The organism is Undibacterium sp. GrIS 1.2, assembly GCF_040544435.1.
Taxonomy (GTDB): domain Bacteria; phylum Pseudomonadota; class Gammaproteobacteria; order Burkholderiales; family Burkholderiaceae_D; genus Undibacterium.
Genome location: NZ_JBEONP010000004.1, coordinates 43,756 through 57,618 on the forward strand (window position 1 = coordinate 43,756; position 13,863 = coordinate 57,618).

The 13,863-nt window shown below is 47.7% G+C and carries 11 protein-coding genes; 6 read left to right on the plus strand and 5 right to left on the minus strand.

Features of this window, described 5'->3' with window-relative positions:
- The first annotated feature begins 151 nt into the window (after nt 1-151).
- Both AAKU61_RS02665 and AAKU61_RS02670 read left to right on the plus strand, forming a co-directional pair.
- Nucleotides 152-1,771 carry an FMN-binding glutamate synthase family protein gene (locus AAKU61_RS02665; RefSeq protein WP_354329430.1) on the plus strand — a complete coding sequence of 540 codons (1,620 nt, stop codon included), beginning with the start codon at nt 152-154 and terminating at the stop codon, nt 1,769-1,771.
- A 365-nt stretch (nt 1,772-2,136) separates the two neighbouring features.
- Nucleotides 2,137-3,087, plus strand: coding sequence for a MurR/RpiR family transcriptional regulator (locus AAKU61_RS02670; RefSeq protein ID WP_354329432.1), 951 nt, complete (start codon nt 2,137-2,139; stop codon nt 3,085-3,087).
- Nucleotides 3,088-3,131: 44 nt separating this feature from the next.
- Here AAKU61_RS02670 and AAKU61_RS02675 read toward each other — a convergent pair whose 3' ends face one another.
- Complete coding sequence (locus AAKU61_RS02675; RefSeq protein ID WP_354329434.1) at nt 3,132-4,322, minus strand: PepSY-associated TM helix domain-containing protein; 1,191 nt, start codon at nt 4,320-4,322, stop codon at nt 3,132-3,134.
- Nucleotides 4,323-4,390: 68 nt separating this feature from the next.
- Entirely contained in the window at nt 4,391-6,577 is a 2,187-nt protein-coding gene (locus AAKU61_RS02680) for a TonB-dependent siderophore receptor (protein WP_354329436.1), read from the minus strand.
- Nucleotides 6,578-6,706: 129 nt separating this feature from the next.
- Here AAKU61_RS02680 and AAKU61_RS02685 point away from each other — a divergent pair, with 129 nt between their 5' ends.
- The 3 genes from AAKU61_RS02685 (at nt 6,707) to AAKU61_RS02695 (ending at nt 9,607) form a co-directional block, all read left to right on the plus strand.
- Nucleotides 6,707-7,912 (plus strand): TIGR03118 family protein, encoded by a 1,206-nt coding sequence (locus AAKU61_RS02685; protein ID WP_354329438.1) that lies wholly within the window; start codon nt 6,707-6,709, stop codon nt 7,910-7,912.
- 25 nt (nt 7,913-7,937) lie between these two features.
- Nucleotides 7,938-8,918 (plus strand): DUF6662 family protein, encoded by a 981-nt coding sequence (locus AAKU61_RS02690; RefSeq protein WP_354329439.1) that lies wholly within the window; start codon nt 7,938-7,940, stop codon nt 8,916-8,918.
- 107 nt (nt 8,919-9,025) lie between these two features.
- Nucleotides 9,026-9,607, plus strand: a complete 582-nt coding sequence (locus AAKU61_RS02695; protein ID WP_354329441.1) for an FMN-binding protein — start codon at nt 9,026-9,028, stop codon at nt 9,605-9,607.
- Between the two features lie 40 nt (nt 9,608-9,647).
- On the opposite strand, the gene dacB is transcribed toward AAKU61_RS02695, so the two are convergent.
- The 3 genes from dacB to AAKU61_RS02710 all read right to left on the minus strand — a co-directional run bounded on the left by dacB (nt 9,648) and on the right by AAKU61_RS02710 (nt 12,660).
- Nucleotides 9,648-11,141, minus strand: coding sequence for a D-alanyl-D-alanine carboxypeptidase/D-alanyl-D-alanine endopeptidase (gene dacB, locus AAKU61_RS02700; protein WP_354329443.1), 1,494 nt, complete (start codon nt 11,139-11,141; stop codon nt 9,648-9,650).
- A gap of 365 nt (nt 11,142-11,506) precedes the next feature.
- Nucleotides 11,507-12,025: a carboxymuconolactone decarboxylase family protein gene (locus AAKU61_RS02705; protein ID WP_354329445.1), complete on the minus strand. Its 519-nt coding sequence runs from the start codon at nt 12,023-12,025 to the stop codon at nt 11,507-11,509.
- An 86-nt stretch (nt 12,026-12,111) separates the two neighbouring features.
- The gene (locus AAKU61_RS02710; RefSeq protein ID WP_322119802.1) at nt 12,112-12,660 is read right to left on the minus strand and encodes a peroxiredoxin; all 549 of its coding nucleotides are present in this window, start codon (nt 12,658-12,660) and stop codon (nt 12,112-12,114) included.
- Nucleotides 12,661-12,992: 332 nt separating this feature from the next.
- Between AAKU61_RS02710 and asd the strand changes: the two genes are divergently transcribed.
- Nucleotides 12,993-13,859, plus strand: a complete 867-nt coding sequence (asd, locus tag AAKU61_RS02715) for an archaetidylserine decarboxylase (RefSeq protein ID WP_354329447.1) — start codon at nt 12,993-12,995, stop codon at nt 13,857-13,859.
- Nucleotides 13,860-13,863 lie beyond the last annotated feature (4 nt).

The following is a 13,863-nucleotide window of genomic DNA, read 5'->3' on the forward strand; positions in this document are numbered from 1 at the left end:
AAAAATAATGATTTGCCATACCCTTCTAATAATCTCTAAAATCAGATCGTTTGAGATTTTTTAGCAACGGTAAGAAGAACACAAGTACATGATGCACAAGCTCCGTTGTACACTCCCGTGCAATTCCACCGAGTTTATTCTGGAGACAAAGATGCACCTTGCGCGCTACCTCACCCTGATTACTGTCAGCTTTGTATTTTTGTTGTCGATCTTGTTGATCGATTTGTTCCATACCGGTTGGTGGCTGCTGATATTGTCCGGCGCACTGACTGCGGTTGGGATTGCCGATCTGGTACAAACCAAACGCTCGATCTTGCGCAACTATCCGATCATTGCGCACTTTCGTTTTATCTTCGAGGCGATACGTCCGGAAATACGTCAGTATTTTTTGGAAGAAGACAGCGCTGCCAATCCGTTTTCACGTAACCAGCGTTCTATCGTTTATCAACGGGCAAAACAAGATTTAGATAAGCGCCCTTTTGGTACGCAGCTTGATCTGTATCAGGCTGGTTATGAATGGATCAATCACTCCATCGCACCGAGCAAAGTCGGCTCTTACGATTTTCGTATCACCATCGGTGCCGATCGCTTGCAGCCGTATTCGGCTAGCGTCTTTAATATCTCGGCCATGAGTTTTGGTGCCTTGTCTGCCAATGCAATCCGCGCTTTAAATCAAGGTGCGCAAAAAGGTGGATTTATGCATGACACAGGTGAAGGTAGTATCAGCCGCTATCATCGCCCGGCGGATGAAAAAGATCCGGGCGGCGATTTAGTGTGGGAAATTGGCTCGGGTTATTTTGGCTGTCGCAACGAGCATGGTAGTTTTTCAGAAGAACGCTTTGTGGCCAGTGCCACGCTGCCGCAAGTCAAAATGATAGAGCTGAAATTGTCGCAAGGTGCCAAGCCCGGGCATGGCGGCTTGCTTCCCGGTGCTAAAGTAACGATAGAAATTGCCGAGGCACGCGGTGTGCCTGCCGGTACGGATTGCGTATCGCCAGCCTCGCATTCCGCTTTTTCTACGCCGACCGAGATGCTGTATTTCATCGATAAGTTGCGCAGCTTATCTGGCGGAAAACCGACTGGTTTTAAATTTGCCGTCGGCCATCCTTGGGAATTTTTTGGGATTGTGAAGGCGATGCTGGCAACTGGCATCACACCAGACTTTATTGTAGTAGATGGCGGTGAAGGCGGGACAGGCGCAGCGCCGATAGAGTTCACCGATCATGTCGGCGTACCTTTACAAGAGGCACTGCTGTTGGTGCATAACACGCTGGTCGGCACCAACTTGCGCGACAAAATTAAAATCGGTGCCTCCGGCAAAATCATCACCGCATTTGATATTGCGCGGACTTTGGCGCTGGGCGCTGACTGGTGCAATTCTGCCCGCGGCTTTATGTTTGCGCTAGGTTGCATTCAATCACAAAGCTGTCATACCGACCGCTGCCCTACGGGTGTGGCAACCCAAGATCCTCTGCGCCAACGTGCCTTGTTTGTACCGGACAAGGCAGAACGTGTAATGCATTTCCATCAAAATACTCTAAAAGCCTTGGCAGAACTGATCGCGGCAACGGGATTAAATCATCCCTCCGAATTACGTCCGTATCATTTGGTACGCAGGGTGTCGTCCGATCAGGTCAAACTGGTATCAGCGCTACTGCCTTACTTAAACCCAGGCGATCTGCTGGATGAATCCCGTCTGAGCGAGCGTCCAGAAGTCTTTGCCACCTACTGGCCACTGGCGCAGGCGGAGTCGTTTCATCCTATTAAATAAATATACTCCCCTGTTTTTATAGAAAATATGGCTTATTCTCCATATATTCTATGAACATCCTAAATATACATATGACAGTATATTTAGGATGTCCGATTAATGCGATGAAAACAAAGCTCGTCGATCAAGCAAATAATTAATATTATTTTTCATATATTAAAAATCTAAGAATAAAATTCTGCTAAGTTTAGTTAGAATCGTTAGTAGCTAAATTTTATTTGCTTTAAATTTGATTAAGACCAAAATTTGGGCTTTGTTTGATCTCTGAACTAGAGAAACACAAATTTGACCGAATCTATCTCTTTACAATTTAAATCGACGAAATTACATTGATCTTCCACTCCCTAAAAATATAACCGCCGACTATGAACCGTCCTGACACTCAAGCACTAGGTGGTACTGTTAATACCCGCATCGGCAAGGTGTATATGCATTTATCTAAATCGCATAGAAAAACCGCTGATTATGTATTGTCCAATGTGTTTCGCTCAGCGACGATGTCGATTGATGAACTGGCTAACGCGGTTGGGATTTCGGTAGCAACAGCCAACCGTTTTGCACGTGCTTTGGGGTTTGATGGTTATCCGCAATTTCGCTCGGAACTGGTATACGGTTTTGAAGCCATGCTGGCACCGATTGATAATCTGCGTAACGAAGTACAGCGCGCAGCCACCAGCACCGAAGTCATCGCCAGATCGCTCAATGAAGACATCAGCAATCTGGAAACCACGCGCCGCGCTTTAGTGCCTGAAATGTGTAATCAGGCAGTCAAAATGATTACCAATGCCGAGCGTATTTACATCGTCGGTTACGGCGCCAGCGCCTTCCTCGGCGGCTTGATGGCACATGGACTAGAACCATTTTGTAAAACGATCCAATGCACGATTGGCTCTGGCGGCCCATCCCACGTGGCACGCCAACTATTTAAATACACTGAGCGCGATCTGGTGATCGGCATCACCTTCCCGCGCTATGCAGAAGACGTCATTACGCTGCTACAACAAGTGCGCGAAAAGGGTGTTCCGATTTTAGGATTAACCGATGCACCACGCTCGCCGCTGGCATCTATCGCCAACCTGACATTGTTTGCGCAAACTACCCGCCAGCTATCACCCAACTCCGAAGGTGCCGCCCTCTGTCTGATCGAAGCAATTTGCAGCGCCGTCGCACACCAATCAAAATCCCCAGTGCATGCCGCATCGGAGATGACTAAATTTATGCTGCCGTGGATGTATCAAGAACCACAAGCATCGGTACGCAAGCCTAGTATTAGTGCGGACGAGCCAGCCAAAGATGCGACTAAACACCTGGCTTAATTTAAGTAAATATATTGGGTCCTTGCATCAACTGAAGGATATGACTACCGGATGTTTCTGGCTCGTCGCTTTTTAATCCAGATCAATACGCCGGTGACGCTTAGCATCGCTACGACCAGCCCCATGATCGAGATAAAAATGCGTCCACTCAGGCCCAAGATGCGACCGGAATGTAATGGGAATTGCGCTTGCAGGAAGATGTCTCCCGCACTGCCGCTACCGGGGATTCTCGCTCCGGCTGAATGACCATCGCTGCCATCAAAATACAGCCAGGCATTACCCAGGCCGCCGTCGCCATGATCGTTTCCGGCTTCAAAAAATCCAACCCCATAAACGCCAAAAGCAGGCGAATAAAATACACCACCCGCTGGCAAAGTCCAGCCTCGCTGTTGCGCCTCGGTTTGGGCTAGTTGCATGACTTGTTCGCGGCTGAGCACTGGCAACACGGGGCGATCTGGCGCTTGTGGTACACGCGTCGCAAAAACATCTGCACTCAGGGGTGAACACAATTGTACAAGCGGACGAACCACCTGGCTGTTGAGATTCATCGATACCGAGGTAATCGCGAGCACCAGTAACAGCAACCAGACCCAAACGCCGCCAGAGCGGTGTAAATCAAAATTCAGTTTGTGTCCGCCTTGCCGCCAGCGAAACGCCAGTGATTTGCGCCAGCTGCCCCAGTTTGGAAAAGACAAGTAAAGCGCAATAAAACAATCCAGCACCCACACCATGCCTATGATGCCCATCAGCCAGATACCTAGCTCGATACCTCCGACATTGGGAATGTGCATGGTGTAGTGCAGTTTGTATAAAAATGGCAGGAGGTTTTCCCGGCTCAGCGAAATCTCTCCCCATTGACGCTTGCCTTGTATTTCGCCGCTGACTGGATCAACCGCAATCTGATTAAAACCGAGTTCATACGGCTTGCTAGTGACAGGATTAATTTTGCCTTCTACCGACATCTGTACGGTATGTCCTGGCTCTGCCTCATTCAATACATACGTCACCCAGATTGCAGGATCGCCAGCCTCTAACCTATTCGCCAGTTCCAATCCCGACAACATCTTTGCACCGTCGTTTTTCTCCGCACTACGGGCGTGAAATAACTGCGGATTGAGCAAGGCATCCAGCTCATGATCCCATGAGATAAAAGCACCCGTCATGCCAGAAATAAATAAAAAAATTGCCACCGCCAGTCCAAACCAGCGGTGCAGTAGTACAAACAAAGGTCGCATGAACATGGCGTTAGTATGAGTCGCTATATGAGTAACTATATGAGTAACTATATGAGTCCCGATATGACTCAATATTTCCAGTTAATCGCTACACTGCCGTTGCGCGGCGCGGCGTAATAACCCTGACTCCAGTACAAACTGGTCAGATATTGTTGATTGCCGATATTGTTCAAGTTGGCAGAAATGCTCAGCTTAGGGCTCACGTCGTAACGCGCCATCAGATTGACAACGGCATAGCTGGACTGACGAATCACAATGCCTGCACCTTCATCCCGGAAAGTATCTGCTTGCCAATTCATGCTGGTACCAATTTTTGCCTGTGTCAGGAAAGGCAGTTGATAGGTGCTTGATACACGGAATAATTTTCTCGGCACATAGGTTTTGACATCCTGCCCATCGCTACCCTTGAGCGTCAATTGTGTGTAGCCTGCACTGACTTGCCATCCCTTGGCAATCTCACCAGACGCATCCAGCTCCAGCCCTTGTGACTCGGCATCAATCCCTTTGTAGTAGGCTTTAGTACCGATATAGCCCGCCTGCTCCGCTGCATTGTTTTGCTGCGTCTTGAAGAGCGCGGCAGATAGATTAAGTTTGCGATCAAACAACTCGGTTTTAAATCCAAGCTCATCACTCTTGCCCTTGACTGGATCGAGGGTCTTACCATTGATATCAATTTCGCTTTGTGGATTAAAAATTTCTGTATCGCTGGCATAGATCGATGCATTCGGCGCGATGTCATACACCACGCCAAAATAAGGCGTCGTGTTACGGGCAGATTTTTGACTGCTGACGCCATAAGCAAATCCCGTGCTATCGGCTTTGGTGACATTGACACCGGCTATGAGCTTAAATTGATCCGCCAGATTGATGCGCGACGCAATGAATACCGTTTGCTGCTTATCTTCATAAGCACTGCCCTCAATCGAGGCATTAAAAGCAGGCTCAGGATAATTGCCAGTCCAGTTGCTGATATCAGGTAAGGCCGTTCCAATCCCTACCCCATAATGCGATATATCATCCATCTTCGATTTAGACCAGTTGACACCAAAACTGAGGTCATGCTGACGTCCCGCAAAATTGAACTTGCCCGACGCTGCCACATCAAACAATGTCTGCGTATTGTCCGAGTTATACAAAGATGGGTAGCTATACAAACCCAATCCGGTGCTGCGATCCGGCGTGCCATAAACGTAGAACAGCTTAGAATCTGCGGTCGATTTATTACGGCTGAATGCCGCCTTAATTTGCCAGTCATTATTCAACTGATGACTGAGCTCGACAAAGCTGCGGTCGTCCTGTGTCACCCAACGCGACCAGTCTGCCGCGGTGCTGGTAGAAATCCGGTAATTCGTCGGGCTGCCATCGGTGTAATACAAAGGCAATGCACCCCACATGCCGCCTTTTGTATCACTCTTTTGATAAGAATGGCCGATACTTAATACCGTCGTATCGCCCAGATTTGCCTCAACGATGCCATAAAAAACCGTCTTCTCCGGCGAGTAACGATCCAGGTAAGAATCACCCGCCTGCTTTGCCACAACAAAGCGACCAGCCACTGTACCAGCGGCATTCAACGCACCGGAAATATCTGCATCCACACGGCGCGTATTCCACGATCCCAGCGTTAAACCCGTCGATGCCTGGAACTGGTATGTCGGATGCTTACGAATAAAGTTGACCGTCGCAGATGGATTACCTGTTGCCGACATCAAACCATTTGCGCCACGCACAATATCGATACGATCATAGATCGCAGTATCGATGTCCCCCGTCACATTGCCGGAAGTGAATGGCACGCCTATTCCATCGTATTGGAAATTGGTGATATCAAAACCACGCGCCATGTAATAGGTGCGATCGGTTTCTACTTTTTCTACTGACACACCAGTCGTGTTGCCAAGCACATCGTTGATATTGACTTGCTTAAAGTCATCCATTTTGGCGCGTGTAACAACGGAGACGGATTGCGGAGTTTCGCGCAAAGTTAAATCAAGTCTGGTCGCCGAATTACTTTTACGTGCTGTGTACGCACCGGTTTTCTCTGTACTTTGCTCGTTGCCTGAAACCCCTTTAACCACAACTTCGGGCAATTCCGTTACTGGATTACCAGCATCTGCTATCTCACCGGAAAAGGCGATCGCCGGGTAAGTCAGCGCCATCGCCGTCGATAGCGCAAGTGATAGTGGTTTCAAGCTAAATAAGTTTTGATGTGCAAAAGAAGACAAATAGCGAACTTTACGTGCTTTATCAAACATAAGAAATTCCCACAAAAGTAAAAAAATATGTTCCGCATTGTACGTAGATCAAATATTAATTGCAAACGATAATGAGAACGATTATTATTTATTAATGATATTAATATTACAAAACGACAAGGGAACAACATGCAACGTAGGACATTCTTAAAAACCAGTGCAATAGTGAGTTCTTCACTCTGGTTAAGTGGTTGTGGTGGCGGTAGCAGCGGCGAAACCGTATCGGTCGCAAACTCCTATAAGCAAACTAATCTGGTTGCCAACTCGGCTAAATACGCGCCGCAAATTGTCGAGCCAGAGCTGGTTGGCGCCTGGGGTCTGGCTATTCGCCCGGCGGGTGCGGGTGGCCATTTCTGGGTTACTGGCATGGGTAACTCCTTCGAATATCTAGGTGATGTAGGCGGCAAACCCCTAATGACGGATAGCTTAAAAAAAGTTGCCCTGCCCGCATCAGGCGAAAATGGTGGCGCAGGTAATGGCGTCGTCTTCAATGGTGGCAACAATTTTGTGATTACCCAAGATCATCCCAATGGCGCAATTACAGGCCCGGCCAAATTCATTTTTGTGTCCGACAACGGTGTCTTATCTGCCTGGACAGAGCGCAAATTAGCAGATGGCAGCTTTGATCGCTCAGGTGACGCGCAGTCTATGGTTGACTACGGCGATCAAGGTAGTTCTTTCTTTGGTTTGGCGATCAATCCAGCAGAAGATCAATTGTTCGTCGTCGATTTTGGTGCCAATCCCACCCCGACAATCCGTATTTTCAACACCAGCTTCCAGGAAGAAGCATTGGGCGGTCGTTTTGCCAATCCGTTTATTGCAACAAGTGGTTTTAAGGTCGGCGATCTGGTGCCGTTTAATATTCAAACGGTGACATATGCAGGCAAGACCTCGGTATTCATCGCGTATGTCAACACCCAAGAAGATCCCGATAATAAAGGTGCGTTATTGCCTGCTGTAGAGAGCTCGGGACGCGGACGTGGACGGCTAGTGGAGTACAGCGTCACAGGGCAACAAATTGCAATCTGGGATGACCGCGGCGTGCTGAACGGCCCTTGGGCGGTGGTTGCAGCACCAGCAAATTTTGGTCCGTTCTCCAATCAACTCATCGTCGGTAATTTTTCCGACGGGACATTGGTTGGCTTTAATACGACGACTAAGCGCGCCACTGAATACATGCGAGATACCAAGGGCAATGTCATCAAAATACAAGGCTTGTGGAATATCTTGTTCGGTAACGGGCAGAGCCTGGGGGACAGTAATGCACTGTATTTCTCTGCGGGCCCCGCGGATGAAACCGACGGCCTATTCGGCTCCTTACGCTTTGCTGGCTGATCCCACACTCCTTTTAAATTCCCATATGAAAAATCTCCAACATAATTTGCGATCCTCGTCATTCACACTGGTGGCATTCCTCGCAGGCAGTTTTTTAGTCACTCCAGCCGTTCACGCTGGTGAAGCAATCTTCACTAACACTTATTTGGCCGAAACTTTGCCAGCGGGTGCAAAAGAAGTAGAACAATGGGTCACATTCCGCACTAAACGCTCACAAGGTACCTATCAACTCACCCAGACTCGTACTGAATTTGAATACGGCGTGACTGACCGGTGGACTGTGTCGTTATACGCCAATGCTTACTCAGTCAAGGCACAAAATAATAACTCGACGGCTTCGCGCAATAACTATACGACGGTAGGTGATGGCGATGAAGTCTCCGGTGGTGGGCCCGTAACCGCTGGCCCCTATGTACCTTTTGCCGAGTTATTGCCGCTGCCCTCCTCCTTATACAAAAAATCTGATTTTGAAAGTGTGTCTGTAGAGTCCATCTACCAATTTTTAAGTCCTTACAAAGATCGAATTGGTTTGGCCGGCTATGTAGAAGCAACATTAGGCGAGAAGACGGAAGAGCTGGAATTAAAACTGCTGCTACAAAAAAATCTGATGGAAGACGATCTGATTCTTGCCGCCAACGTGGCAGTCGAGTTGGAGCGCGAAAAATGGTCCGGAGTGAACGTAGATAAAGAAACTAAGCTCGAAATCAGTGGAGGAGCGTCGTATCGATTTGCACCTGGCTGGCGCGCGGGACTAGAGATCCGGAATGAAAGAGTATGGGAAGGTGACCATACATTCAGCAAAAGTAAACGTGATTATTCCGCCTGGTTTGCAGGCCCCAGTATTCACTACGCAGGAAAGAAATTCTTTGTCACGGCTGGCTACATGCAACAAATGCCTTGGGCAACAGCTTATTCCCTCGCCGCCAAGGATGAATTGGTTGATGGTCGCGTTTATAAATCTAGCGAACGTCATATAGTTCGCATTATGGGCGGGCTATCTTTTTAATTTTACTGATTTTTAATTTTCACTGATTTTTAAAGTTTACGGACTTTCAAAACGTATCTAAGCGTCAGCGTTTGTGAATCTTAGAACGCTGGCGCGCGGAATAAACAATGAACACAATAGTGAAGCCAGTCCGGTCGCCCAAGCGATGGATACTGCTACCAACCCTAGCAATAACCTCGATTGCTCAGCCTGCACATGCGGTGCAATATCACACTCAAGAGCGAGTACAGCATGTGTTATTTCCACTCGCCACTGAGTACAAAGAAAAAGGGTTTTTACTGACACAGGCGCAACGTAAAGCAATCGCAAACAATGCCAATGTGCGAGTGCGGGATTCACAAATACGTTTGTGGGAGGCGCATTCTGCGCAAGGCTTACAAGGCTACATTCTGATTGATGAAGTCACCGGCAAGCATGATGCAATTACCTATGCAGTTGCCATTTCTACTCAAGGGAAATTACTCGGTGTCGAAATTATGGACTATCGCGAACTGTACGGCGAACACGTTCGTGATCAACGTTGGCGCGCCCAGTTTGTTGGAAAAAGCGTCGCAGACCCCATTAAATTAGACGAGGATATTAAAAATATCAGCGGGGCAACCCTATCATGCAGTCATGTGACAGATGGCGTGCGCCGCTTGGTAGCAACGTTTGAAGTGGCGATTAAAACAAACGATCACGCAGGATAGGGATGCGACAAAATTACTTTACACTCGCGTAACCTTGGACTTACAGCGCAATCGACAAAATCAATTCATCCAGAACGGGACGCGCCCTGTCGGCTTTTTTATCGTTAATAATGGCAACAATAATCCACAGTTTGTCTTGCCTGTCTTTGACATAGCCAGCAATCGCTACCGCATCTTTTAAACTACCTGTTTTAATACGCGCCCTACCGTCTAACGCGCTGTCTCTCAGACGTTTGCGCATGGTGCCGTCAACGGCGACGATGGGGAAACTGCTCGCAAATTCCGGGAACCAATTGCTACGCGCCGCTACTTGCAATAAGTCAGCTAACTGTTTTGGACTTATTTTTTCTGCCCGGGATAAGCCAGAACCATTGTCAAGAATCAGATCCTCCGTACCAATACCCTGTCTTACAAACCACCGGCGTATATGTGCATCTGCCGCCTGCGCACTGGTTGCATAATTTTTAGCATCAGAAAACTCTACCCCCAAAGTCAGATATAGCAGACGTGCCATTAAATTATCTGATTGTTTGTTGACGATCTTGATGGTATCGGCGAGCGTTTCTGATTGACGCTCAACCAACACATTCGCAGTGGCTGGCGTTATACCCTCTTTGGCGTGGCCAATCCAGGTGCCGTCCAGTTCTTGCCACAATTGCCGGATCAGATGTTCGATATAGCGATTGCGATCAAGCAGATTGGTGTATTTGGTCGCTTTGCAATTACGTGGAAAACTTCCAGAAAACGTGATGCTAGTCGTATAGTTACTATCGGTTTCTACCGTAGGCGGCATCCAGGTATTGTCCCAACTAGCGCATGGCTTGTTGTCCAGACGTAGCTGATTTTTAATCACTACTTGAGCCATCGGAGGTGAGCTTTGTAGTTTGATGGTGTCTGCACTGGACTCAATATCGAAGGTGGACAAATTACCATTCACCAGTAACGCATCCGGTATCACGTTGTAATAGGTATCCGGTTTTTCATCGAATTGCACTGCATCGGTATCCATACGGCTTGGCTGAAAATAATGGCGATCCAGCACAATATCACCGACGATATTGCGCACGCCCTGCGACCGCAAACTACGCAACATAAATGCTAATTTATCCCAGGTAAAGTTGGGATCACCTCCGCCTCGCAGATAAATATCACCAAATAATCCACCATTTAAATCGCCTGGCAATCCACTTTGTTTGATCGGCGTCTCACTAAGAATTTGTGTTTTCCAGCGAAACGTCGGCCCCAATTCTTCCAGTGCGACAAGTGTCGTCACCAATTTGATGGTAGACGCCGGACTGACAGGCGTATCAGCAAATTGCGCCATCGTCGCCGGGCCGCCGCTGGCAGGCATTACGACAATACTTAGCGCAGTCGACGGTATTCCTGCTTTTTTTAAAGCAAGCTCCACCGCCGTAGGCAAGGGACTTTGCGCCGCTGCAGAAAGACAGAAAAAAGCGAGTGACGCTGCTACTAACTTGGAGATCGCATCAGGGCTAAATAATCGTGGCATCGAAAAACTAAAAGACTTTGGCATTGGCGGTAGTGGTGAACTGTGTTGGACTAACTTATTGGACTAACTTCGTGGACTTGCTTATTGGACTCACCTATCGGATTAGCTTATTTTTCAAAAAAATAAAACAAACTGCATCGGGTGATTACACTCAAACATCAACATACGTGGTAAGGCAGATTTCTCCTGTGTTTAGCAGAAATGCCGAGAGACAGATTCTACCTATACAAATCTGACGGCTCCGTCCAATCATGGAGATTTTTTGATTCTGCTTGTAACAAGGCTGAGCAATTGTCCAGATGTATTGGGATAACACGTATGTAGAATTCCTGTGCCAAATAAAAATGGCAGCCATATCGGCTGCCATTTTTATTTATAAAACCAACTAATTACTCAGCTGCAATCACCAAAGCAGCGGCATTAATGACGGCGGCAATGCGACCAACATCACGCAACTGTGCGGCGGACATGCCTTCTTTTTTCAGCAATTCAAAATGTGATTTCACACAGAAATGACATTTGCCGACGATTGAGGCTGCCAGTGCGTACATTTCGAAACGGCGCTTATCCACGCCGCCATTGGTGGCGTAAGCATTCATGCGGAGTTGCGCCGGTTGCGTCTTCAAATCTGCATCATCGGCCATCTCCAGGTAGGGATACCAGATGTTGTTCATACCCATCAAGGCAGATGCAGTCAGCGCTGCATTGAGTTCTTCTGGCGTAATCGCGCCACTGCCTTTGATTGCATCGATGATGAACTTGCTTTTTGCAGCAAATGCAGCGGCCAGAGCAACGCCGACTGCATCATTACCTTCCAAACTGGAGCGGGCGATTGTTCCATCAATGTTCAGACGAATGTCTTTCGCATAATCAGGAATGGCATTTTTAATTAGATTAAGAAATTCCATAGTATTTTCCTATTATTCAATGATTTTAAAACCCGCCGCAGCGGGTTTTATTGATGATCGTGGACGCAGAGATGTCCTCGTTCAATTTACAGTGTAGAACCGCCAACTGTGCGATTGCATGGGCACAGCTCGTCTGTTTGCAGACCATCCAGAATACGCAGGATTTCTGTCGGGTTACGGCCAACGTTCAGATTATTGACAGAAACGTGTTGAATGACATTATCTGGATCAACGATGAAAGTAGCGCGCAAAGCAACGCCAGCGTTGACATCACGTACACCCAGCATGTCTACCAAAGAACCTGTGGAATCACCGAAAGAGTAGTGATTCAATTTGTCCAGATCTTTGTGCTCACGACGCCATGCCAATTTGCAAAATTCGTTATCAGTAGAACCGCCCAGCAAAATCGCATCACGATCAGCGAAGTCATTTGTCAGTTTGCCGAATTCAACGATTTCTGTCGGGCAGACAAATGTGAAATCTTTTGGGTAGAAGTAGATGATTTTCCATTTACCTGGGAAGGAAGCTTCAGTAATTGTTTCGAAAGCGGATACGCCGTTTTCTTCATGATGGTTAAAACCTGGCTTAGCTGCTGGTACGCTGAATGCGTCGAGTTTTTGACCTACAGTTTTCATAACTTTCTCCTGATTGGTAGTGTAAAAAATGTCTAAACGAAATGATTTAGTCATGGTGCGTCGCAGCATATCACTATGAATTTTAAAGATCCAATAGATTTTAACTAAACATCAATTAGCTAAAACGTATGCAATGTTAGGCACGCCACAAGACATGCGCGTGACAATCTCTTGGCATCAGAGGAATCATTCTCCAGGCACTTAAAAACGAAAATCATACCGATGACGGTTTACGCGAAGCTGACTTTAGATTAAGTTGTGCTCACTTTATGCTCACTTGCAGCGCAGTCACCGCTATAATCCCCCATCTTATTTGCTATGGTTGATTTATCGTGCCTGATCGTCTCGCCGTCTTGTTACAATATTTACTGCCTAAAAAGGCGATTACCGAGTTTGGCAGCCATGTTGCCAATGCAAAAGCGGGTCGCATCACGACAGGTATCATTCGCTGGTTTGTCGGTAAGTACAAAGTGAATATGAGCGAGGCCGTTAATCCCGATATCAGCAGCTACGCTAGCTTTAATCAGTTTTTTACCCGCCCGCTGCGCGATGGCGTGCGCCCTATCGCCGACGCTGCCTGGGTTTGTCCGGTGGATGGCACAATTAGTCAGTTTGGGCCAATTGCACAGGGGCAAATCTTTCAAGCGAAAGGTCACAGCTATTCTGCGACGGCGCTGGTCGGCGGCGATGGTCAATTAGCGGCAGCTTTCAACAAAGGGAGCTTCGCAACGATTTATCTTAGTCCGCGCGACTATCACCGGATTCATATGCCTTGCGACGGTCGCCTGACACGCATGATTTATGTGCCGGGTGATTTGTTCTCTGTTAATCCGGTGATGGCAGCGGGTGTGCCTGGCCTGTTTGCGCGGAACGAGCGGGTCGTCTGCGTATTCGAGTCAGCCCACGGCACGTTTATCCTGACCTTAGTCGGTGCAGCGATCACAGGCAGCATGTCCACCGTCTGGCATGGTGTGGTGAATCCGCCGCGAACCAAACAAGTGCGTGAGTGGACTTATACAGATAAAAATATTCAATTCAAAAAAGGCGAAGAGATGGGGCGCTTCTTGCTCGGCTCTACTGTGGTCTTATTGTTCCCGGAAAATGCGATTGAATTTAATTCTGGCTGGCAATCTGCCGGCGCGGTGAATATGGGAGAAATGATGGGGATTAAGATCAGAGCATCAATCGATCCCTCATAGAACG